Here is a 22,198-nt window from a genome sequence, read left to right as displayed (position 1 = left end):
CCCCGCTTATGTAACCGCCGCATCTAAAGTCCAAAAAAGGAGAGAAAGTGAAATTCGGCTCACTTTCTCTCTACACTTTTAAATAAGCGACTGTAGTTGCGTTTTAACTATTTCCAGCCCTCTTGAGACTAATTCTGGCTCAATTGTTAACGGTGGAAGGAAGCGAATAACGTTACCTTTTACACCACAAGAAAGAAGAATGAGGCCGTGCTGGTTACTCTTTAATACCAGTTGTTTAGTCAGATCTGCAAGCGGTTGTCCTGTGGTTGGATCATTTAGCTCAATCGCGATCATAGCGCCAATCTGACGGATATCACCGATTTGAGGGATTTCTTTTTGCAGTACAGTCAGTATTTCTTTGAATTGCTGACCAACATGTTGAGCTCGTTCGCATAGGTTATCTTCTTTAATGATGTCGATAACTTCTAGTGCTGCGCGACATGCCAGCGGTGAGCCTGCGTAAGTACCGCCGATACCGCCAGGGTTTGCTGAATCCATAATTTCAGCTTTACCCACTACCCCTGATAGAGGGAAACCGCCAGCAATACCTTTTGCCATAGTGATTAAATCTGGTTTTGCATCGAAATATTCACACGCAAAAAGTTTACCTGTGCGTGCAAAACCAGTTTGAATTTCATCACAGATAAGTACTATTCCGTGTTGGTCACAGATATTACGCAATTCACTTACCCATGCGTTAGGTGCTTGATAGAAGCCACCTTCGCCCTGAATTGGTTCAAAAATGATCGCAGCAACACGAGACGGTTCAATATCACAGGTAAATAAATCCGCTAACGCAGACAAGCTTTGTGCCTCGCTAACACCGTGGTATCGGTTTGGATAAGGCAGGTGGTAAATTTCATTGGGGAAAGGACCAAAGCCCGCTTTGTATGGAGCAACTTTACCTGTCAGTCCCATACATAAGTTGGTACGACCATGAAACCCGCCTTTAAATGCAATTACACCACTGCGACCAGTATGCGCACGAGCGAATTTTATGGCATTTTCAACAGCTTCAGCTCCCGTTGTAAGGAATGCCGCTTTTTTATCAAAGTCGCCCGGTGCGATTTCTACAATTTTTTCGGCCAGTTCAACAAAGCTGGTGTATGGGGTAACCATTGAACAGGTATGACTGAACAACTCTAGTTGCTCTTTTACTGCTGCCACGATTCGTGGGTTTGAGTGGCCTGTGTTGTTAACTGCAATGCCCGCCGCAAAGTCAATATACTCTTTACCTTCAATATCAGTAATTAGAGCGTTTTCAGCTTTTGCCGCATAAATCGGTGCAAGATTTGCCATTCCCTTGGCGACAACTTTTTCTTTACGGCTTTGCCATTCCATATTGGTCATATTTGATTGTCCTTATTCAGTGGTTATCGGTCAGTTGCTAATGAAGATTAAAAGCCGCCGAAACAGAGATACTTAATGTTTAGATATTCATCGATGCCTTGTTTTGCACCTTCACGGCCAAAGCCCGATTGTTTTACGCCGCCAAAAGGAGCTACTTCATTTGAAATCAACCCTTCATTGATACCAACCATGCCATATTCAAGTTTTTCCGCGATGTTGAAGGCACGTTTGATGTTTTCGGTGTAAAAGTAACTTGCGAGTCCGTAGATGGTGTCATTTGCTTTTTCTACTAATTCTTGATCGTCATAGAAGCGAATGATTGGAGCTATTGGGCCAAAAAGTTCGGTTTGGGTAATATCCATGTCTTGAGTTACTTCAGTCAGAATGGTTGGCTGAACAAACAACCCTTGTTCTGCTTTACCACCCAGAACTATTTTTGCACCTTGTTTAACGGCATTATCGATATAGCCAAGAACACTCTTCTTCGCTTTGATATCCACTAGCGGTCCAATGTTAACGCCCGGTTCAAGGCCGTTGCCCATTTTTAATTCAGCAACCGCAGCGGTGAATTTTTCGACGAACTGATCGTAAATACCATCTTGTACATAGAAGCGATTAGCACACACACAGGTTTGTCCTGCGTTGCGGAATTTAGAAGCAATTGCTCCTTTTACCGCCTGTTCAACATTGGCATCGTCAAAGACGATGAATGGTGCATTACCACCGAGTTCCATTGACGTACGCTTAATAGTATTCGCACATTGATTGATCAGATTTCGACCCACTTCGGTTGAGCCTGTAAATGACAGTTTTTTGATATCTTCGTGAGTACAAAGAATTTCACCCACTGCCACAGAAGAGTGGTTGTTCACTATGACCAGCAAGTCTTTTGGTAAACCAGCCTGATAAGCGAGTTCTGCTGTTGCGTAGGCAGAGAGTGGCGTTTGATTTGCTGGTTTCACAATGAAACTACAACCGGCAGCTAAAGCGGGAGCGGCTTTACGGGTAATCATTGCAATTGGGAAATTCCAAGGTGTAATGGCTGCCGCGATACCAATAGGTTGCTTTATCGTCATCAGGCGTTTATCACCAGTAGGTGAAGGAATCGTCTCGCCGTAAACGCGTTTACCTTCTTCAGCAAACCATTGGATAAATGAAGCACCGTACATCACTTCTCCTTTCGCTTCTGCTAAAGGCTTGCCTTGTTCAAGAGTCATGATACGAGCCAAATCATCAGCATTCTGTACCATTAAATCGTACCAACGCTTCAGAATCACTGAACGCTCAGCCGCCGTTTTTTGCTGCCAGAGGATTTGAGCTTGTTTCGAAGCTTGTATTAGCGAGTGAATGGTTTGTGTATCTACTGACGGGATATAAGCAAGAACTTTGTCAGTCGCTGGGTTAATGACAGCAATCGCTTCGTCACTCTCAGGACAAGTCGCATTAAGTAGTGATTTGTTAATGATTTGGTCCATGTTTGTGTCTCTTTTGTAGTCTGTTGTATGCATAGTAGTCTCAAAACTCAGCGTCATCTAAGTACCAGTTGTGTCAAAACTTTGGTACCAGCGAAGAAGTCGGTGCTGGTACCATAACAACTTCACCTCTGGCACTGTCGCATTCGAAATCCGTTCTTCATATTTAACCAAGAAATAAATCGCTAACAAAAGTGTAACAATGTGAGAAAGAGGAATTTCTTATGCTAGGAATGAAAGGAAACAAATTTACCAAAGCAGTATTGGCTGCAGCTATTGGTGTCAGTGCTTTGGTTACTTCAACAGCTAGCATGGCTGCTGAATATAATTGGCGCTTTGCTAACCTTTATGGCCGTGGTACCGCATTTGGTGAGGTTTATGAAGACTTGGCTAAAAATATTGAAACCATGTCAAATGGTCGAATTGCCGTTCAGGTGCTTTATTCTGGAGAGGGAGTAGGAACCAGTGGCATTCTAAGCGCGGTGAAGTCGGGGCTTATTACGATGGGAGCACCATTTCAACCCATGCATGCTGGAGAGTTTCCTGCTGGTGTTGTAGAAGTTGGCTTACCTGGTGGTACTTCTGATGTGGCCGAACTAACAACACTGTTTCATGATAAAGGCTTCGGTAAAGTGATGGAGGAAGCATACGCTTCACAAGGTTTAACATGGTTAGACCCTTACATTCAGCCTCCTGTTTATATCATCACTAAAGAACCGATCAATTCACTTGAAGATTTTAAGGGTTTAAAAATTCGTGCGCCGGGTGCTTATGGCAAATTCTTGCGTAATCTTGGCGCATCGCCTGTGTCTCTTGCATGGAGTGAAATCTACACTTCATTAGCTACAGGTGTTATCGATGGTTCTATCGGTTCAAACATGATTGATCACCGCGACGGTAACCATGTAGAAGTCGCGAAATATATGTACCCAGTACCACTAGCTGGTGCTCAGGTTCTACCTATTGTGGTCAATCAAAAAGAGTGGAAGAAACTTCCAGCTGATTTACAAGCGATTGTGAAAGCAGCAACAGCTGTACATGCTCAAGAGCAAATGTCGAAATCTAAACTGTGGGAATCTAAAGCGGTTGCTGAAATGGAAGCAAAAGGTTTGAAATGGAGTCCTAAACCGTCAGATGAAGACGTTGCTGCTTGGAAAAATGCAGGTCTGACATTAGCAAAAGAGTATGCAGGTGAAGATAAATACTCAAAACAACTTGTTGAGATTTTAGAACAAGAGTAATGGATTCAATCAGGTGGACTTCGAGAGGGGTTCACCTGTTTTTTTAGGGATAAATTGTATGATGGAAGTCCTCTTACTGAAGTATTGTCAGTTCATAAAGTACATTGTCGGCTTAATTGGACGCTCGGTCTCTTATTTACTTCCTGTGTTAGCGGCGATTGTTTTTTACGAAGTATTTGCCCGCTACATCTTAGGTAAACCGACAATCTGGAGCTATGACACGTCATTGTTCTTATTTGGATATATTTCTGCGTTAGGTGGAGCATACGCTCAACAGAAAGAAGCGCATATCAACGTGGATATCTTTCACGCTAAAGTCTCTGAAAAAACGCGTCGTATTTTTGATCTGTTTACCGGAGTGATTGCGATCGGTTTTTTGACTGTCATGGCAAAAGTATGTCTTGAGATGTTTTTTGAGAGTTTGCAATTCGGCTATAAAACACAGAGTGAATGGGCGCCAGCAATGCATCATTTCTGGTTGATGATTAGCGTTTCATCTGTGATTTTTATTCTCCAGTATTCAACAGAGTTAATTTCTAACTTGTTCTTTTTGATCAAAGGCCGCGAACTGAATGGTGAAGTTCACCAACATATAGCGTTGGAAGAGCAGCCTTTTAAGGTTGATAGCGACCAATTGAATTCCGTTTTTGACAAGGAGAGCACAAATGGGAATTGAGATGTTAACCCTAGTCCTTTTGGGCTGTATTTTAGCTGCATTTGCTCTCGGAGCTCAGGTCGGTCTAGCTCTAGGCGGGATCGCTATGGGTGTCGGCTACTTAGTTTGGGGGGAGGCACTTTTTAATATTATTCCGACGACGGTTGAGAGTACCTTTTTTAACTTCATACTTCTTGCTATCCCTCTCTATATCTATATGGGACAAATCCTAACTCGTTCGGGAATTGGCGACGCAATGTTTAATGCCAGCCAACTGATGATCGGCCGTGTGCGAGGTTCTCTTGCAATTAGTGTTATTGGTGTGTGCTCAATGATCGGCGCTATGGTCGGAATTATTGGCGCGGGCATTATGACGTCCAGTAGTATTGCTTTAAAACCTATGCTTGACCGCGGTTATGATAAAAAACTGGCTCTCGGTGTCATTATGGCTGGTGGTTCTTTGGGCATATTGATTCCCCCAAGTATTCCAATGATTATGTTTGCCTCGGCGACTCAAAACTCAGTGGGGAAAATGTTTCTTGGCGCTATGGTGCCTGCATTAATTACGATTGTTTTATTGATTACGTATGTCGTAATCAGCTGTAAAATTAAGCCGGAACGTGCCCCATTTGATTCTGACAACGACATTGAAATTCCAAAAGGCTATCAGTTATTTAAAACCATTCGTGATGGGGCTTCTTCGTTTGCTCTGATTGTTGTGGTTTTGGGAAGTATTATTGCAGGCATTGCAACACCCACCGAGTCCGGTGCGTTAGGCGTGGCTGGTGCCATTCTGCTATCTATACTGTTTAAGCGTTTTAAACCTGAAATTCTAATGAAATCAGGTATGCAAACTGCGATGTTAGTCAGCGTTGCTATGTGGATAATATTAGGCGCTTCTGTATTCAGTAATTTCCATTTACTGATGGGAATACAGGGAATGGTGTCAGGGTTTACTCGTAATCTTGATTTACCACCCATCGTTATCATTATGATGTTTCAAGTTATCATGTTGCTTTTAGGGTTCATTATCGATGAGTTCATCATTGTACTGATGTGTGCACCTATATTCACACCAGTAGCCGTTGCTCTTGGCTATGATCCTATTTGGTTTGGCGTATTGATGATTTTAAATATTGTCATTGCTGTGCAGACTCCACCTTATGGCTTTGCTCTGTTCTATTTGAAAGGGATAGCACCAAAAGGCGTAACAATGATGGATCTGTATAAGTCAGTTACGCCGTTTATATTGGTTCAATTGTTGGTGCTTATCATCTGTATGGTATTTCCAGACATCGTCACTTGGCTACCTAATAAAGTGATGGCTTGATAACTCCACATTAATCTAGTTTTCATGCTCTACCTAAGATGAATATTCAAAGGTAGAGCATTTGCAAAAACGCTACTTTATATCCATGAAAACAGTGTTCATGAGTAAAATAGCCCACCCATCTATGATTTTACTTGCATAATCTTTCATCAGTTGTTTTGAAATCAAAATAAATTCGGTCTGGAATTTGTGATCTGATGTCTTTATAATCTGCGCCCAATCGTTTACGCAACCGTTTACTTTTTACCTTTATTAGGACTCGATCATGCTGGAAAGGCTATTTAAACTCAGTGAAAACCGCACAAACGTGCGTACTGAGACCATTGCAGGGGTAACTACGTTCCTGACAATGGCTTACATTATTTTTGTGAACCCTGCCATTTTATCTTCAACAGGTATGGATAAGGGCGCAGTTTTTGTAGCGACCTGTTTAGCTGCGGCTATTGGCTGTTTCATTATGGGCTTAGTTGCTAACTACCCAATTGCGCAAGCTCCAGGTATGGGTTTGAACGCATTCTTTACCTATTCCGTTGTTCTCGGTATGGGTTATACATGGCAAGTGGCTCTAGCAGCAGTATTCTGCTCTGGTGTACTTTTCATTATTTTGAGCCTATTTAAGATTCGTGAGTGGATCATCAACTCAATTCCAATGGCTCTGAGAACGGGTATATCTGCGGGTATCGGTTTGTTTCTTGCTTTTATTGCACTACAAAATGCAAAAATCGTAGTAGACAACCCAGCGACACTTGTCTCTGTTGGCGATTTCACTAGTCTTTCTCCAGTATTGGCTGCAGTAAGCTTCTTCCTGACTATCGGTCTGGTTAACCGTGGCGTAAAAGGCGCGGTAATGATTGCAATTCTACTTACTACAGGTTTAGGTTTGATTTTTGGTGATGTTCAATGGCATGGCGTTATGTCTACCCCACCAAGTATTGCTCCTACTTTCCTACAATTAGATTTCTCCGGTGTATTTGAAATCGGTATGATTTCAGTCATTTTTGCATTCTTGTTTGTTGACCTGTTTGATACGGCAGGTACATTGGTGGGCGTTGCTACTAAAGCAAACCTTATCGGTAAAGATGGCAAGATTCCTCGCTTAAACAAAGCATTGCTAGCAGACTCAACAGCAACGTCTATTGGTGCACTACTGGGTACTTCGAACACGACTTCTTATGTAGAGAGTACAGCGGGTGTGGCAGAAGGTGGACGTACAGGTTTAACTGCAGTTGTGGTTGGCATTTTGTTCCTTCTTGCATTATTCTTCTCGCCATTAGCAGGGATGATTCCAGCTTATGCAACAGCGGGCGCTTTGTTCTACGTTGCTATCTTGATGATGTCTGGACTTATAAGTGTTGATTGGCGTGATTTATCAGAAGCAGCACCTGTTGTTGTGACCTGTTTATTAATGCCTCTGACTTACTCAATTGCTGAAGGCATTGTACTTGGTTTCATCTCTTACACAGCGATCAAGGTATTGAGCGGTAAAGGCCGTGAGATTTCAGTTAGCGTTTGGTTTATGACAGCTATTTTCCTAGCTAAATTGATTTTCGCTTAAGTATTTAATAGGCGCAGTGAACTACACTGCGCTTCACATGTTTTAATTTAGGTTTATTACAATGAGCAAAAAATTCGTTATCACTTGGGACAATATGCAGAACTATTGTCGTGAACTCGCTGAGCGTCAAATGCCTGCAGAACAATGGAAAGGTATCCTAGGTGTTAGCCGCGGTGGTTTAGTACCAGCAGCTATTCTCGCTCGTGAACTGGGTATTCGCTATGTAGATACAGTATGTATCTCTAGCTACGACCACGATCATCAGCGTGATATGAGTGTACTAAAAGCACCAGAGCATGACGGAGAAGGCTTCCTGATCATTGATGATTTGGTTGATAGCGGCGACACAGCACGTAAAATTCGTGAAATGTATCCAAAAGCTAAGTTCGTAACTGTATGTGCTAAACCAGCAGGTAAAGACTTGGTTGATGAGTATGTCGTAGATATCGAACAAGATACTTGGATTGAACAACCTTGGGATATGCAATTGTCTTTTGTTGAGCCAGTAAATCGTAAGCGTAAATAAACCTACATTGCTGTTGTTTAAACATGGCTTTTGCTTAAAAAATAGCATTTACTCAAAGATGACCCTTTCATGGGTCATTTTTTTTATTACTATATGAACCCAATAGATGGTTCGTTGAGCGAGACTGGGTTATGTCTGAAGAAGATAAAAATACTAATTTGTCAGAAACGTTGTTTGTAAAGCGTAAGCAAGCGAAAGAAACATCAGCACTGACTCAATACATGCCTAGTAATATGGAGTTTTTACAGCAGAAGAAGCAACAAGAAAAATACTCTTGGTATCGCAATGTGCGTCGTCTGCAATGGGTGTGGCAAGGTGTTAATCCTATCGAACAAGAGGAAGTGCTATCTCGTATTGCATCCTCTACACACTCTCGCACTGATGACGATTGGCTTGATACTGTCATGGGGTATCACAACGGCAACTGGACATTTGAGTGGACGCGTCTTGGTATGCAGCATCAGAAAACCGCTTCTGTATTAGAGGGAGACGATGCAGCGGAAGAACTCTTCAAAGCTTCTCTTTGCTTTAGTATTGCTGGTTATCCGCACCTGAGAAATGACAATTTAGCGCTGCAAGCTCAAGTGTTGGCCAATAAGGCCTATTCTGAAGCAGCCAAGTTAACCAAATACATCGTCAAGCAACTGGATTTCACTTATCAAAATAAAAAGTTTTCTGGTTACTTACATCTGACCAACACTGATAAACCTCATCCAGTAGTGATAGTGAGTGCAGGGTTGGATAGCTTACAGACCGATATGTGGCGTTTGTTCCGTGATTATCTGGCAAAGCACGATATCGCGATGTTGACCATAGATATGCCTTCTATCGGTCACAGTTCCCAGTGGCCACTCACTGAAGATACTTCTTGTCTGCACCAAGCTGTGATCAACCAACTGGGAGATATCCCTTGGGTTGACCATTTCTGTATTGGTTTAATTGGTTTCCGTTTTGGCGGCAATGCTATGGTTCGTTTGTCGTTCCTAGAGCAAGAAAAAGTCAAAGCCTGTGTTGCAATCGGTGCGCCTCTCCATGATGTGTGGACATCGCCGACCAAGCTTAAGCAGATGCCTAAAATGTATCTCGACGTATTGTCATCAAGATTAGGCAAGGATGTGGTGGATATTGATAGTTTATCTGGGCAATTGAAGGCTTGGTCATTAAAAACACAAGGTTTCTTGAGTAGCCGACGTACGAAAGTGCCGATTCTAGCTCTAGGGTTAGAAGGTGATCCTGTCTCGCCACATTCAGACAACCAACTAGCGGCGATTTTTAGCCAAGGTGGCAAAGCTAAACAGATAAAAAGCAAAACAATTTCGCAAGGATATGAGCAATCCCTCGATTTGGCGATAAAGTGGCTTCAAGAGGAACTCTGTAGGTGACATTTCTCCTAAATTAGTTAAGAGTAATATTTGTACTAAATATATGCTTTTTAAGGCATATAGATAGTAGTGATATTTATTCTTATCGATAGAAATGGAGAATCCTATGCCGGAAGGGACGAAAAATCCGACACACTACCGATTATTATCCGCATTTAAAGCAATTGGCCCCTATTTACGTGAAGGAAAATGTAAAGAAGGTAGCTATTTTTTTGACTGTTTAGCTGCTTGTGTGGATGACAAAAAGTCGCCAGAAAAACGTGAATTCTGGGGATGGTGGATGGTACTTGACCAGACAGATATCGGATATGAGGCAAAATATCAATCAGGACGTTACAACTTAGCGGGTGATTGGGAATTGAAGGCTATTCCTGCATCTGTGTTATCTGACGTTATTCAAAACCAAGAAGAGTTTCATAAAAAGCTAGAGCAAACGTTAGGTGAGCGTTTCGGCTTAACGCTTTCTATGCATGAAGAATCTGCAGAATTTGTGTGATTTTAGCTATTTGAATGTTACTGAACGTAAAAGGTGCTATTTAGCACCTTTTTCTTCTTGTGCTCAGCGCGGTTGATTGCTAAAACATCTTCTCTTAACTGTTTTCAATTTGAAGAAGAAGGCATGAAAACGAATCAGCAAAGCGGAACTGCAACGCAAACTGTCGTTGTAAAACTAGGAACCAGTGTTCTTACCGGTGGCACTCTAGCTCTTGATAGAGCTCATATGGTCGAGCTTGCTCGTCAGTGTGCAGAACTCAAAAAACAAGGCCACTCGGTGGTGCTTGTATCTTCGGGTGCGATTGCAGCAGGCCGAGAACATTTAGGTTACCCCGCACTGCCCAACGCGATGTCGAGCAAACAGTTGCTTGCTGCGGTTGGACAAAGCCAGCTGATTCAAGTTTGGGAGTCACTGTTCGCTATCTACGGCATCAAGATTGGTCAAATGCTGTTAACCCGTGCCGATCTTGAAGATCGTGAACGTTTCTTGAATGCGCGTGACACCATTAATGCCTTAGTTGAACACGATATTATCCCTGTGGTTAATGAAAACGATGCGGTAGCGACCAGTGAAATCAAAGTAGGGGACAATGACAACTTGTCTGCTCTTGTTGGCATTTTATGTGGTGCGGATAAACTTCTGCTACTGACTGACCAGAAAGGTCTGTTTACCGCCGACCCTCGTAAAGATCCGCATGCGGAACTGATTAAAGAGGTCAAAACCATTGATGACACCTTGCGTAAAATCGCGGGTGGCAGTGGCACTACGTTGGGCACTGGTGGTATGGCTACCAAACTGCAAGCGGCTGATATTGCACGTCGAGCAGGTATTGAAGTGATTATTGCCGCAGGTCGTGCTGAAAACGTAATCTTTGACTCTTTGAGTGATACACCCCAAGGGACTCGCTTCTTACCTTTAGAAGAGTCATTGGAAAATCGCAAACGCTGGATACTGGCGGGGCCATCTGCTTCGGGCGATATCGTGATTGACGATGGTGCGGTTAAAGCGGTCAATGAAAAAGGCAGCAGCCTGCTTGCAAAAGGTGTTGTGAGAGTTCATGGTCAGTTCTCCCGTGGTGAAGTAGTTCGAGTGACTGATAAAGCTGGAAAGCTTGTCGCACGTGGTATCGCAGCATATTCAAATTCAGACCTAGCAAAAATTGCAGGCAAACACAGTAAAATGATTATCGACATCCTTGGTTATGATTACGGCTCAGAAGTCGTTCACCGAGATGATATGGTCGTGATCCAAGAATAAATCGAGGATAGGCATGGACTTAACTATTATGGGGAAAGCGGCGAAAGACGCAGCTTTTCAACTCGCTACAGCGACAACAGCACAGAAAAACCAAGCGTTATCAATTATTGCTGATGAGCTTGAATCCAATGCAGACATCATTCTGGCTGCTAATGCAAAAGATATTGAACTAGGCCGTGAAGCTGGCTTATCGGACGCACTGCTCGATCGTCTGTTACTGAATAAAGAACGTTTAACGGGCATTGCAAACGATGTGCGTAATGTCATCAGCCTCAATGATCCAGTTGGTAGCGAAATTGACAGTAAAGTACTGGAAAACGGTATGTCGCTGTCTCGTCGTCGTGTACCGCTTGGTGTGGTTGGCGTTATCTACGAAGCGCGACCAAACGTGACCATCGACATCGCCGCTTTGTGTTTAAAAACGGGTAACGCTTCTATTTTACGTGGCGGAAAAGAAACCTTTTTCTCCAACATGGAGTTGGTCAAGGTTATTCAATCCGCACTAGAAAAAGCACAGCTACCTTCGGCATCAGTCCAGTACATTGAAAAACCGGATCGTGAACTGGTTTCTCAGCTACTTAAACTGGATGATTACGTGGATATGATCATTCCTCGTGGTGGTGCTGGTTTGCACAAAATGTGTAAAGAAAACAGCACTATCCCAGTGATTATTGGTGGGTTTGGTATCAGTCATATTTACGTTGATCAGAGTGCTGATTTGGACAAAACCGTTGATGTGATTGAAAACGCGAAAGTACAACGTCCATCGGCGTGTAACGCGTTAGATACACTATTAGTTCATCAGGATATCGCTCAATCACTGCTTGAAAAATTGATGGTGAAATTGAATGGTAAAGTAACCTTCGTTGCAGAGCCGAAAGCGAAAGCTCTGATGCAATCGGCAGAAAAAATTCGCGATGCTCAAGACGGCGACTTTGATACTGAGTGGTTAAGCTACACCTTAGGCGTCAAAGTGGTTCAGAATGTCGATGAAGCGATTGAACACATGCGTGAGCACAATGCGAGCCACTCCGATGCCATCATGACCAATGATCTGTTCAACGCTGAAAAATTCATTAACTCAGCGGGCTCTGCGGCAGTATATGTTAACGCTTCAACTCGTTTCACTGATGGCGCGCAGTTTGGCTTGGGTGCAGAAGTTGCGGTATCGACGCAAAAACTGCATGCACGCGGACCAATGGGCTTGGAAGAGCTAACGAGTTACAAATGGGTGGGTAAGGCAAATTATCTTTCTCGTGCTTAATTACTCTTTTCGAACTGCAGTTATATTCTGTATTTTAAGCAATTAATCCATTGAAATGGGGCGTATAACGCCCCTTTTTGTTTTCTTAATATTAGTGATTCCTGTAAACTAGCCAAGGTTTCGTTCTGCTCGAAAAGTCAACGGAACCTTACTATGGAGGTGGTATGCATTGTCCTTTTTGTTCTGAAAACGATACGAAAGTCATCGATTCCCGTCTTGTGGCTGATGGACACCAAGTCCGTCGTCGTCGCCAATGTCTTGCATGTAGCGAACGTTTCACTACTTTTGAAACCGCAGAATTAGTGATGCCTAGAGTCATTAAATCTAATGGTAATCGCGAACCTTTTGACGAAGAAAAAATGATTGGCGGCTTGCAACGAGCATTAGAAAAACGCCCTGTGAGCGCAGATTCTATTGAGCTTGCGATAAGCACGATTAAATCCAAATTAAGAGCCACTGGCGAGCGAGAAGTGCCTAGCCAGCTAATTGGTAATCTTGTTATGGATGCACTTAAAGAATTAGATAAAGTCGCCTACATTCGTTTTGCTTCGGTTTATCGTAGTTTCGAAGATGTACGTGAATTTGGCGAAGAAATTGCCAAATTAGAAGACTGATTTCCAGCGCTCGAAATTCCCTGAATAAGAATAGATGATGCCGAAGTTTACCCCTTTTGATCACCAAATGATGACGCGAGCGATTAAGCTCGCTCAAAAAGGTCGCTTTACCACTGCACCCAACCCCAATGTCGGTTGTGTGATCACCCAAGGCGAATCCATCGTTGGTGAAGGTTTCCATTACCGCGCAGGTGAACCTCATGCCGAAGTTCATGCTTTGCGTATGGCAGGCGAATCTTCTCGCGGTGCGACAGCCTATGTTACTTTGGAGCCATGCTCTCATTACGGACGTACACCTCCATGTGCTGAAGGCCTGATTAACGCTGGCGTTTCTAAAGTCATTTGTGCAATGCAGGATCCTAACCCTCAGGTCTCTGGTCGTGGTATTCAAATGCTGCGTGATGCCGGTATTGAGGTTGAAGTTGGATTGCTGGAGTCGGATGCGAAAGCGTTGAACCCTGCATTCATCAAGCGAATGCAAACAGGCATGCCGTTTGTCCAACTGAAAATGGCAGCCAGTATCGATGGCCAAACCGCACTTGCTAACGGCAAGAGTCAGTGGATAACATCAAAACAGGCTCGCCAAAATGTTCAGAATTATAGAGCACAAGCAGGCGCAATATTGTCTACAAGCCAAACGGTTATTGATGATAATGCATCATTAACCGTGCGTTGGAATGAGCTGCCTGAAAGCGTAAAAGAACACTATCCTGAAGCAGAATTGCGTCAACCTGCTCGCGTCATTCTGGACAGGCAGAATAAATTACATCCGCAGCTAGCACTGTATGCTTCTCACTCTCCTGTATTGCGAGTCAGTAATGAAAATGCTGAAGTCATCGTTGAAGTGAACCAATCAGGTCAGCTAGATTTGCGCCAAACATTCGCGACATTAGCCAAGACACATAATATCAACCATATTTGGGTAGAAGCTGGAGCGACGCTTGCCAAATCTTTGCTTGAAGAGCAATTGGTTGACGAGCTTGTTTTGTATTTGGCACCTAAAATTATGGGTTGTGACGGTCGCGGTTTATTCGGCGCGTTTGGCTTAACGGATATGCAGCAAGTGCTGGAGCTTGATATTAAAGATTGCCGGCTGGTGGGCTCGGACGTTCGACTTGTCGCCGTACCTATGCCAATAGAATCAAAAAGAAAAGTTTAATCATATGTTTACTGGAATTGTCGAAGCGGTCGGCCAACTTACCGCAATCACACCAAAAGGCGAAGACGTTACCATCACTGTCAATGTCGGCAAACTGGATATGTCTGATGTTAAGTTGGGTGACAGTATTGCGACTAACGGTGTGTGTTTAACTGTCGTGGACTTTAATGACACGAGTTACAGCGCTGACTTATCGCTGGAAACACTGAAAAAGTCAGGCTTTGCCGATTACAAAGCTGGCGACAAGGTGAACTTGGAAAAAGCCATGCTGCCAACTACTCGCTTTGGTGGACATATTGTATCGGGGCACGTTGATGGCGTTGGCGAAATCGTCGAGCGCAACATCGTAGGCCGAGCTATCGAATTCTGGGTTGAATTACCTGAAGAACTGAATAAATACGTTGCAGAGAAAGGCTCAATTACCGTTGATGGTATTAGTCTGACCGTCAATGATTTACGTAAGAACGCATTTAAACTGACCATCGTTCCTCACACCACTCAGGAAACCACGATCGATTCGTTCCAAGTCGGACGAAAAGTGAATTTGGAAGTGGACGTATTAGCGCGTTATCTAGAGCGTTTACTGCAAGGAAGAGAGCAGGCAAAACAACCTGAATCTCGATTGACGATGGAATTTCTGCAACAGAACGGTTTTGCTTAACTCTGTTCTACTTTAACCCGATTGACTTAACGGAAGTCGCTTAAGCGGCTAACAATAGGATAAGAATAATGCCAATCAGCACGCCACAAGAAATTATTGAAGATATCCGCCTTGGTAAAATGGTTATCCTGATGGATGACGAAGACCGTGAGAACGAAGGCGACTTAATCGTTGCTGCGGAACACATTACGCCAGAAATTATTAACTTTATGGCGACACATGGCCGTGGTTTGATCTGTCTGACTATGACGAAAGAGCGCTGTGAAAAGTTAGGCTTGCCACCAATGGTGCAAGACAACAATGCTCAGTACAGCACCGCTTTCACTGTATCAATTGAAGCGGCAGAAGGTGTAACTACGGGTATTTCTGCAGCAGACCGCGCTCGCACCGTTCAAGCGGCAGTGGCAAAAGATGCTAAAGCGTCTGATCTTGTACAGCCGGGGCATATTTTCCCGCTGACTGCTCAAGATGGTGGTGTTTTAGTTCGTGCTGGTCACACTGAAGCGGGTTGCGATTTGGCGCGTCTTGCAGGATTAGAGCCTGCCTCTGTGATTGTCGAAATTCTGAAAGAAGACGGCAGCATGGCTCGACGTCCTGACTTAGAAATCTTTGCAGAGAAACATGGTATTAAACTCGGTACTATCGCTGCACTGATTGAACACCGCAATAACACAGAAACGACAATTGAACGTGTAGCTAAGTGCAAACTGCCAACAGAATACGGTGATTTTGAATTGGTAACTTACCGTGACATCATCGATAACCAAGTACACTTTGCGATGCAAAAAGGTGACTTAACCGATAACGCTCCACTGGTTCGCGTGCATCTACAAGATATGTTTACGGACATTCTTCACAGCAACAGAAGTGCTGAACGTAGCTGGACGTTGCAAAGTGCAATGAAACGCATTGCTGAAGAAGGTGGAGTTCTGGTTATTTTGGGTAATGAAGAGTCGAGTGACCTTTTGGTTCACCGCATCAAAATGTTTGAACAGCAAGACAGTGGAGATGCTCCAGCAATGGCTAAGAAGCAGGGTACCTCACGCCGCGTAGGTGTAGGCTCTCAAATCCTAGCTGACTTGGGTGTTCGCGATATGCGTTTGCTCTCTTCACCAAACAAAAAATATCACGCACTAGGTGGCTTTGGGTTGAACGTTGTTGAGTACGTTTGCGAATAATCCAAAAGCTAAGCGTTAAAATGAACCCGTAATAGATTTCTATTGCGGGTTAAATTTCATCATGATTTTTAAATCAAGTGATTGAATGTTGGTTATTCATAACCAAGCGAGCCAATTTCCATTAGATATAGCTCACAAACTTATGCTAGAATCCGGCGATTCTCACTTGATGAACCAGAGTTAAAGGAAAGCTTATGAAAGTGATAGAAGGTGGTTTCCCAGCACCCAATGCAAAAGTAGCGATTGTGATTTCTCGTTTCAACAGTTTTATTAACGAAAGTCTATTGTCTGGTGCCATCGACACTTTGAAGCGTCACGGTCAGGTGAGCGACGATAACATCACTGTGGTTCGCTGCCCTGGTGCAGTAGAACTTCCTCTTACTGCGCAACGTGTTGCAAAAACAGGTAAATTTGACGCTATCGTTTCTCTAGGCTCAGTGATCCGTGGTGGTACACCACACTTTGACTATGTTTGTAGTGAAATGAATAAAGGTTTGGCACAAGTGTCTATGGAATTCAGCATTCCAGTGGCATTTGGTGTACTAACTGTTGATACAATCGATCAAGCTATTGAACGCGCAGGAACCAAGGCTGGTAATAAAGGTGCAGAAGCTGCACTAAGCGCACTTGAGATGATTAACGTTCTTTCTGAATTTGATTCCTAATGGGGGCCAGTGTGAAACCAGCCGCACGTCGTAATGCACGTCAATTTGCGCTACAAGCTATTTATTCGTGGCAAATTACTAAAGATAATGTTGCAACAATTGAAGAGCAATTTTTATCAAATGGTAAGTATGATGAAGAAGAGCATCACGCATCTGAACCAGCTCTAGCTGTGCCAGAAACTGACGTTGTTTATTTCCGCGACCTTTTAGCGGGTGTCGTGCTTAACCACATGGAACTTGATAGCAAGCTAAGACCTTTTGTGTCTCGCCCAATGCAAGACCTAGATATGATGGAGCTAGCATTGCTCCGTCTTGCAATGTACGAGATGACTCGTCGTGATGATGTACCTTACAAAGTGGTTATCAACGAAGCGATTGAGCTAGCGAAAGTATTCGCAGCAGAAGATAGCCATAAGTTTATCAACGGTGTGCTTGATAAAGCAGCGCCGCACGTACGTAAAAAATCGTAATTCGATTTAGCATATAAAGGTCAGCAATTGCTGACCTTTTTTATATCGTGAATATCAGATGTCTATTCGACAGGATTGGAATGACCGAATGTTTGGTGAATTTAACCTAATCGATAAATATTTTTCTACTCGTCAAACTCAGCGTAAAGATGTCCATCTTTCGCTTGGGGACGATTGTGCCATTGTGAAAGCACCGGAAGGTGTACGTATTGCTATCAGCACAGATACCTTAGTAGCAGGTACTCACTTCTTAGCGGATGCTAACCCTGCTTGGGTGGCACACAAAGCATTAGCCTCAAATATCAGTGATTTAGCGGCAATGGGAGCTACGCCCGCTTGGGTTTCAATGGCGTTAACTTTACCCTCTATTGATGAAGCTTGGCTGAAGCCATTTTGTGATGCGTTTTTCGAACTCGCGAATTACTACAATATCCAGCTTATTGGTGGAGATACGACTAAAGGACCTCTCAGCATAAGTTTGACAGTACAAGGGTTTGTGCCGGATACCCGTGCTCTGACCCGTTCGGGCGCAAAAGTGGGTGACTGGATTTATGTCACCGGTGAACTGGGTGATAGTCAGGCTGGATTAAGTGTGGTGCTTGATGCTGAAAAAAGGCATGAACCTTTCGCTTTGGAGCTGGAAAAACGCCATTACATTTCTTCTCCGAGAGTCTTGGCGGGGCAAGCTTTATTGAACATTGCTTCATCCGCGATTGATATTTCTGATGGTCTCATTGCAGACTTAAAGCATATTTTGAATCGCTCACAAGTAGGTGCTTCAATTGATACCAGCTTGCTGCCTATCTCTAAAGAGCTCATCCAATTCCTTGGTGATATCTCTGATGCCCAAAAATGCGCTTTAACTAGTGGTGAAGAATACGAGTTATGTTTTACGGTGCCAGAACAGAATAAAGGTTCGCTTGAAAGTGTGCTTGCGCATACTGGAACCAAGGTAACCTGTATCGGTCAAATTCGACCTCATGGCACATTTGAATTACACCACAAAGGTAAAAAGCTAAATTGGTCATTGGAAGGATACGATCATTTTAAGGCAGATGTATAAGGTAGAAATATGACAAACCCTAAATCACTCATCTCATTAAGTAATCCTTGGCATTTGCTGGCTACAGGTTTTGGAAGTGGCTTGTCTCCCATTGTTCCCGGCACTATGGGTACACTGGCTTCAGTGCCGTTCTACTTGTTTCTTGTGCAGTTGCCTTTATGGTTGTACGTATTTGTTGTGCTTATCGCGAGTATCGTAGGGATTAAAATTTGCCAAATTACTTCCGATGACATGAAAGTGCATGATCATGGCTCGATTGTCTGGGATGAGTTCGCAGGTTTTTGGATCACTATGCTGGTAGTGCCGCTGTTTAATCTGCCTGTTTTCGATTGGAAGTGGCTTGTGACAGGCTTTGTTTTGTTCCGCTTTTTCGACATGGTAAAACCTTGGCCAATAGGCTGGCTTGACAAACGTGTTCATGGCGGGCTGGGCATCATGATTGATGATTTAGTTGCGGGAGTTATGTCCGCTATTAGCCTTGGACTGATTGGCTATTGGGCTGGTTGGATGGTCTAGTCTCTTGGTATTCTGGCGAAGAGACAACTGGCAACTCTTTATGATTAAGTTCTAGCTTTCACTGTAATCATAGAAAAAAATTAAGGTTCCCAATGGGAACCTTTTCTGTTTAAAACCGTTGAGTTTACAGCTTTTCGAGGTCTGCTTCGATTTCCGCTATCTTGCTTGCGACCACTTTCTCCAAATGGCGAAGATCTTTTAATATCTTCTGCTTAACATCGATTTCTTCTGGTGTCTCATGTCGGGTTATTTTGTTGAGCTCATCAATAATCAACGTTAAGTTGCGGTTGATTTCTGTGACCTCTTTATATTGATGACTTCCACTGTCAACCAAAACGCTTTTTTTCTGCCTTGGGTATTTGAATTTAACACTTTTAGCGAATAATTCGCCTTTTTGCTTCTTAAAGTAGATTTTTAACACATCTTTTTGCGCCTCTTGGCGTAAAGAGTAGCGTTCTATCTGGCTAGGATCATGAATTCCTAAGCCAATGAGGTGTGGAAACATAAGCGACCTCTAGGTTTGTGTTTTACATCAATTTTATAGGGTCTGATCAGTTTGAAATTTAGACAGACCCTGAGGTAAATGTAGCAGCCTCGAAGTGTGTTAGATAGCTGATTTTGCTTAAATAGATCAAGTTGTGGACAAGATCGCTATTTATCACAGTTTCAATCCGGTGCGAGTTCTGAAACATTTTCGATTAGTCGTTCGCGTAATTGTGCTTCTTCTTCTTCGCTCAGCTTGTTTCCTTGTGGGCTGGTTAAGATAAATAAATCTTCCGCTCGTTCGCCCATAGTGGTGATTTTCGCGGCGTGCAGGTCCAAATTTAGCTCGGAGAAGGTTGCACCGACAGTCGCTAACAGCCCAGGAGTATCCAGAGCAACGAATTCCATAAGCGTGCGTTTTTTACTTCGAGTAGGCAAAAAGTCGATAGTGGTTTTCACCGTAAAATGCTTCAATTGACGAGGCAGTCGACGTGTTTTCAGTTCGAGATCACTTTCGCTTTTTAGCACGTTGATAATGTGCTTGCGTAACGCCTGATGACGAGACTCTTCGATTACCGCGCCATTTTGGTCGAGCACCATAAAGGTATCGAGTACATAGCCATCTTTACTAGTCATGATCTGTGCGTCATGAACGTTAAGATTGCGTCTGTCCAACTCACCAACCACTTTGGCAAAGAGGGAAGGTTGGTCTTTGGTGTAGACAAATATTTCTGTACCGCCACGAGGCGCTCGTTTACTTAATATTACTAATGGATGTGTTGGATCTTTGTGGCGAAGTAAATGAGTACAATGCCATGCGATTTGTTTGTGAGTATGACGCAGGAAATAGTCTGCTTTGAATCTTTGCCAAAGTAATTCAATCTCTCTGCTGCTAAAGCCTTCTTTACGCAACAAAGCGGAAGCAAGTTGTTGGTTGTGTCGAATACGGTCGCGCACATCCACAGGGTTTTCTAATCCACGACGCAGGGCTCGTTGAGTTGAATAGAAAAGTTCAGCAAGCAGGGTTCTCTTCCAGCTGTTCCACAGTTCTGGGTTGGTTGCACAGATGTCAGCAACCGTCAGACAAACCAAATATTCCAAGTACTCTTCGTCACGAACTTTTTTCGCAAATTCGATGATGACTTCAGGATCGTAAATATCTCGGCGCTGTGCAGTGACTGACATCAGAAGGTGATTGAGCACCAACCATGAGACAAGTTTGGCTTCTGGCTTTGAAAGCCCATGTTCAATACAGAAATCATAAGCTTCTACCGCGCCGATCTCTGAGTGATCCCCGCCACGCCCTTTAGCTATGTCATGGAAAATTGCAGCGAGAATGAGTAACTCTTTTTTCTGCAATTTTGGATAGATTTCGCAACAGATGGGGTGCCTGTCGTGATTTGCTGGATCACCAAAGGTATTGATATGTTTGAGAAGTCGAATGCTGTGTTCATCTACGGTATACGCGTGGAACAGGTCAAACTGCATCTGACCGACGATTTGGCTCCATTGCGGCAGATAAGCGGCTAGAACCCCCAGTTTGTGCATTAAGCTGAATGCTTTGTGCAACGCATTAGGATGCCGTACCAGTTCCATAAACTTTTCGCGCGCTTCAGGAATGGTATGCAAGAACTTATTTAAACGGCGTCGAGCAGTGCGCAGCTGACGCATGGTTGCCGGGGCGACACCATCAATGGTTGAGTCGTTGGCGATATGGAGGAACATATCCAAAATCGTTTCTGGTCTTGCTTGGAACAGTGCTGGTTTTCTTGCTTCTATCAAGCTACCGCGACGTTGGAAATCTTTATCAAGGATCACAGGCTCGCACTCTTCACCATTATTTAAAATGGCTTGGTCGAACAGCTTTAGCAGCATTTTATTAAGTTCTGCAACTCGGCGAACCGTGCGGTAGAACTCTTTCATCATCATCTCAACCGCTCGGTTGCCGTCACCGGCAAAACCTAAGTGTTCTGCGACTTGTGCTTGCAAGCCAAACGTCAGGCGGTTGTCGTATCGTTTGAGTTCCATGTGAAGTGCAAAGCGCACACGCCAGAGAAAATCTTGGCATTCAACCAGCTCTCGATATTCTGCATCGGTTAAAAATCCGTAGCGGCTCATTTCATAAAGAGAGGTTGCGCCAAAGTGACGGCGGGCAACCCAGCTTAGAGTATGAATGTCACGTAGACCACCGGGAGTAGACTTGATGTCTGGCTCAAGGTTGTAAGTGGTATCGTGATAACGTGCATGGCGTTCACGCTGTTCTTGAATTTTCGCCTTGTAGAAAGTTTCGCTTGGCCAGAAAGATTCTGAATGAATCAGCATTTTCAAACGGTGGAAGGTATCTTCACTGCCTGCTAATAATCTTGCTTCTTGTAAGTTGGTTGCGACCGTCAGGTCTGCTCGGCCAATTTCTGAACACTCATCAACGGTGCGAACTGCGTGTCCCACTTCTAAGCGTAAATCCCAGAGTAGGGTAATGAATTCACTCACTTTCTGCTCAGTTTGCTCGGGTATTTTGTTGTTTGAGATGATCAAAATATCGATGTCAGACAGTGGATGAAGTTCTCCACGCCCGTAGCCGCCTACCGCGACTAAGCCAAGCTCAGGGTTGTCAATGAATCCGAAATGTTGCCATAAACGGTGCAGGAGTAGATCCATATACTCTGAACGACCTAAAACAAGGTCAGTTACTGGATGGTGATTCAAAAATTCTTGCTTTTGATACTGGGCAAAATGTTCAAGTTGTTGTTTTAACTCACTGACGGTCAGTTGTTCATCAGAAAAAGTTAAAGGGGACTGAAAAGGCATAGTTAAAGCATCCATGCTGGTATCTCGTTTTGAGATAACAATTAAATATGTGT

Annotated in this window: 21 protein-coding genes; 17 read left to right on the top strand and 4 right to left on the bottom strand. The window is 43.6% G+C overall.

Annotation, left to right across the window (positions count from 1 at the left end; all coding sequences use genetic code 11):
• Positions 1-78 precede the first annotated feature (78 nt).
• Together gabT and ACRQQK_RS03355 are read right to left on the bottom strand one after the other, a co-directional pair.
• Positions 79-1,350, bottom strand: a complete 1,272-nt coding sequence (gene gabT / locus ACRQQK_RS03360; protein ID WP_112403198.1) for a 4-aminobutyrate--2-oxoglutarate transaminase — start codon at positions 1,348-1,350, stop codon at positions 79-81.
• Between the two features lie 47 nt (positions 1,351-1,397).
• Entirely contained in the window at positions 1,398-2,825 is a 1,428-nt protein-coding gene (locus tag ACRQQK_RS03355) for an NAD-dependent succinate-semialdehyde dehydrogenase (RefSeq protein WP_457510056.1), read from the bottom strand.
• 221 nt (positions 2,826-3,046) lie between these two features.
• Between ACRQQK_RS03355 and ACRQQK_RS03350 the strand changes: the two genes are divergently transcribed.
• The 17 genes from ACRQQK_RS03350 to pgpA all read left to right on the top strand — a co-directional run bounded on the left by ACRQQK_RS03350 (position 3,047) and on the right by pgpA (position 18,854).
• Positions 3,047-4,063: a TRAP transporter substrate-binding protein gene (locus tag ACRQQK_RS03350; protein ID WP_457510055.1), complete on the top strand. Its 1,017-nt coding sequence runs from the start codon at positions 3,047-3,049 to the stop codon at positions 4,061-4,063.
• Positions 4,064-4,121: 58 nt separating this feature from the next.
• Positions 4,122-4,739: a TRAP transporter small permease subunit gene (locus tag ACRQQK_RS03345; protein ID WP_457510054.1), complete on the top strand. Its 618-nt coding sequence runs from the start codon at positions 4,122-4,124 to the stop codon at positions 4,737-4,739.
• The gene (locus ACRQQK_RS03340; RefSeq protein ID WP_457510053.1) at positions 4,729-6,048 is read left to right on the top strand and encodes a TRAP transporter large permease; all 1,320 of its coding nucleotides are present in this window, start codon (positions 4,729-4,731) and stop codon (positions 6,046-6,048) included. Before ACRQQK_RS03345 ends, ACRQQK_RS03340 begins: the two co-directional genes overlap by 11 nt.
• Before the next feature lie 265 nt (positions 6,049-6,313).
• Positions 6,314-7,603 carry an NCS2 family permease gene (locus tag ACRQQK_RS03335; RefSeq protein ID WP_457510052.1) on the top strand — a complete coding sequence of 430 codons (1,290 nt, stop codon included), beginning with the start codon at positions 6,314-6,316 and terminating at the stop codon, positions 7,601-7,603.
• Positions 7,604-7,664: 61 nt separating this feature from the next.
• Positions 7,665-8,129: a xanthine phosphoribosyltransferase gene (gene gpt / locus ACRQQK_RS03330; RefSeq protein WP_457510051.1), complete on the top strand. Its 465-nt coding sequence runs from the start codon at positions 7,665-7,667 to the stop codon at positions 8,127-8,129.
• A gap of 131 nt (positions 8,130-8,260) precedes the next feature.
• On the top strand, positions 8,261-9,511 hold the full coding sequence (gene frsA / locus ACRQQK_RS03325) for an esterase FrsA (protein WP_457510050.1): 1,251 nt from the start codon (positions 8,261-8,263) through the stop codon (positions 9,509-9,511).
• Between the two features lie 106 nt (positions 9,512-9,617).
• Entirely contained in the window at positions 9,618-10,007 is a 390-nt protein-coding gene (crl, locus tag ACRQQK_RS03320; RefSeq protein WP_457510049.1) for a sigma factor-binding protein Crl, read from the top strand.
• A 123-nt stretch (positions 10,008-10,130) separates the two neighbouring features.
• A complete protein-coding gene (gene proB / locus ACRQQK_RS03315) occupies positions 10,131-11,264 on the top strand; it encodes a glutamate 5-kinase (protein WP_457510048.1) in 1,134 nt (377 codons plus the stop codon).
• Positions 11,265-11,277: 13 nt separating this feature from the next.
• Positions 11,278-12,528, top strand: a complete 1,251-nt coding sequence (locus tag ACRQQK_RS03310; protein ID WP_457510047.1) for a glutamate-5-semialdehyde dehydrogenase — start codon at positions 11,278-11,280, stop codon at positions 12,526-12,528.
• A gap of 164 nt (positions 12,529-12,692) precedes the next feature.
• On the top strand, positions 12,693-13,142 hold the full coding sequence (gene nrdR, locus ACRQQK_RS03305; RefSeq protein ID WP_167413072.1) for a transcriptional regulator NrdR: 450 nt from the start codon (positions 12,693-12,695) through the stop codon (positions 13,140-13,142).
• Between the two features lie 37 nt (positions 13,143-13,179).
• Complete coding sequence (ribD, locus tag ACRQQK_RS03300; RefSeq protein WP_457510046.1) at positions 13,180-14,301, top strand: bifunctional diaminohydroxyphosphoribosylaminopyrimidine deaminase/5-amino-6-(5-phosphoribosylamino)uracil reductase RibD; 1,122 nt, start codon at positions 13,180-13,182, stop codon at positions 14,299-14,301.
• Between the two features lie 4 nt (positions 14,302-14,305).
• Positions 14,306-14,962: a riboflavin synthase gene (locus ACRQQK_RS03295; RefSeq protein ID WP_042480161.1), complete on the top strand. Its 657-nt coding sequence runs from the start codon at positions 14,306-14,308 to the stop codon at positions 14,960-14,962.
• 68 nt (positions 14,963-15,030) lie between these two features.
• The gene (gene ribBA / locus ACRQQK_RS03290; RefSeq protein ID WP_457510045.1) at positions 15,031-16,140 is read left to right on the top strand and encodes a bifunctional 3,4-dihydroxy-2-butanone-4-phosphate synthase/GTP cyclohydrolase II; all 1,110 of its coding nucleotides are present in this window, start codon (positions 15,031-15,033) and stop codon (positions 16,138-16,140) included.
• A 194-nt stretch (positions 16,141-16,334) separates the two neighbouring features.
• Positions 16,335-16,805 (top strand): 6,7-dimethyl-8-ribityllumazine synthase, encoded by a 471-nt coding sequence (gene ribH, locus ACRQQK_RS03285; RefSeq protein ID WP_457510044.1) that lies wholly within the window; start codon positions 16,335-16,337, stop codon positions 16,803-16,805.
• On the top strand, positions 16,805-17,275 hold the full coding sequence (gene nusB, locus ACRQQK_RS03280; protein ID WP_457510043.1) for a transcription antitermination factor NusB: 471 nt from the start codon (positions 16,805-16,807) through the stop codon (positions 17,273-17,275). Before ribH ends, nusB begins: the two co-directional genes overlap by 1 nt.
• Before the next feature lie 88 nt (positions 17,276-17,363).
• Entirely contained in the window at positions 17,364-18,338 is a 975-nt protein-coding gene (gene thiL, locus ACRQQK_RS03275; protein ID WP_457510089.1) for a thiamine-phosphate kinase, read from the top strand.
• Positions 18,339-18,347: 9 nt separating this feature from the next.
• Positions 18,348-18,854, top strand: coding sequence for a phosphatidylglycerophosphatase A (pgpA, locus tag ACRQQK_RS03270; RefSeq protein WP_457510042.1), 507 nt, complete (start codon positions 18,348-18,350; stop codon positions 18,852-18,854).
• 124 nt (positions 18,855-18,978) lie between these two features.
• Here the strand turns inward: pgpA and ACRQQK_RS03265 are convergent, their stop codons facing one another.
• A complete protein-coding gene (locus ACRQQK_RS03265; RefSeq protein ID WP_457510041.1) occupies positions 18,979-19,359 on the bottom strand; it encodes a DUF3461 family protein in 381 nt (126 codons plus the stop codon).
• A gap of 161 nt (positions 19,360-19,520) precedes the next feature.
• Entirely contained in the window at positions 19,521-22,145 is a 2,625-nt protein-coding gene (gene glnD / locus ACRQQK_RS03260) for a bifunctional uridylyltransferase/uridylyl-removing protein GlnD (RefSeq protein WP_457510088.1), read from the bottom strand.
• Positions 22,146-22,198 lie beyond the last annotated feature (53 nt).

The sequence above is a fragment of the Vibrio sp. C8 genome, assembly GCF_054051265.1.
The sequence above is the reverse complement of the archived record's forward strand: the minus strand, read 5'-3'. Positions and strand labels throughout refer to the sequence as shown.

Excerpts from the sequence above, each read along its gene's own strand:
- gabT (WP_112403198.1), bottom strand. The coding sequence starts at position 1,350 with ATGACCAATATGGAATGGCAAAGCCGTAAAGAAAAAGTTGTCGCCAAG.
- ACRQQK_RS03355 (WP_457510056.1), bottom strand. The coding sequence starts at position 2,825 with ATGGACCAAATCATTAACAAATCACTACTTAATGCGACTTGTCCTGAG.
- ACRQQK_RS03350 (WP_457510055.1), top strand. The coding sequence starts at position 3,047 with ATGCTAGGAATGAAAGGAAACAAATTTACCAAAGCAGTATTGGCTGCA.
- ACRQQK_RS03345 (WP_457510054.1), top strand. The coding sequence starts at position 4,122 with ATGATGGAAGTCCTCTTACTGAAGTATTGTCAGTTCATAAAGTACATT.
- ACRQQK_RS03340 (WP_457510053.1), top strand. The coding sequence starts at position 4,729 with ATGGGAATTGAGATGTTAACCCTAGTCCTTTTGGGCTGTATTTTAGCT.
- ACRQQK_RS03335 (WP_457510052.1), top strand. The coding sequence starts at position 6,314 with ATGCTGGAAAGGCTATTTAAACTCAGTGAAAACCGCACAAACGTGCGT.
- gpt (WP_457510051.1), top strand. The coding sequence starts at position 7,665 with ATGAGCAAAAAATTCGTTATCACTTGGGACAATATGCAGAACTATTGT.
- frsA (WP_457510050.1), top strand. The coding sequence starts at position 8,261 with ATGTCTGAAGAAGATAAAAATACTAATTTGTCAGAAACGTTGTTTGTA.
- crl (WP_457510049.1), top strand. The coding sequence starts at position 9,618 with ATGCCGGAAGGGACGAAAAATCCGACACACTACCGATTATTATCCGCA.
- proB (WP_457510048.1), top strand. The coding sequence starts at position 10,131 with ATGAAAACGAATCAGCAAAGCGGAACTGCAACGCAAACTGTCGTTGTA.
- ACRQQK_RS03310 (WP_457510047.1), top strand. The coding sequence starts at position 11,278 with ATGGACTTAACTATTATGGGGAAAGCGGCGAAAGACGCAGCTTTTCAA.
- nrdR (WP_167413072.1), top strand. The coding sequence starts at position 12,693 with ATGCATTGTCCTTTTTGTTCTGAAAACGATACGAAAGTCATCGATTCC.
- ribD (WP_457510046.1), top strand. The coding sequence starts at position 13,180 with ATGCCGAAGTTTACCCCTTTTGATCACCAAATGATGACGCGAGCGATT.
- ACRQQK_RS03295 (WP_042480161.1), top strand. The coding sequence starts at position 14,306 with ATGTTTACTGGAATTGTCGAAGCGGTCGGCCAACTTACCGCAATCACA.
- ribBA (WP_457510045.1), top strand. The coding sequence starts at position 15,031 with ATGCCAATCAGCACGCCACAAGAAATTATTGAAGATATCCGCCTTGGT.
- ribH (WP_457510044.1), top strand. The coding sequence starts at position 16,335 with ATGAAAGTGATAGAAGGTGGTTTCCCAGCACCCAATGCAAAAGTAGCG.
- nusB (WP_457510043.1), top strand. The coding sequence starts at position 16,805 with ATGGGGGCCAGTGTGAAACCAGCCGCACGTCGTAATGCACGTCAATTT.
- thiL (WP_457510089.1), top strand. The coding sequence starts at position 17,364 with ATGTTTGGTGAATTTAACCTAATCGATAAATATTTTTCTACTCGTCAA.
- pgpA (WP_457510042.1), top strand. The coding sequence starts at position 18,348 with ATGACAAACCCTAAATCACTCATCTCATTAAGTAATCCTTGGCATTTG.
- ACRQQK_RS03265 (WP_457510041.1), bottom strand. The coding sequence starts at position 19,359 with ATGTTTCCACACCTCATTGGCTTAGGAATTCATGATCCTAGCCAGATA.
- glnD (WP_457510088.1), bottom strand. The coding sequence starts at position 22,145 with ATGCCTTTTCAGTCCCCTTTAACTTTTTCTGATGAACAACTGACCGTC.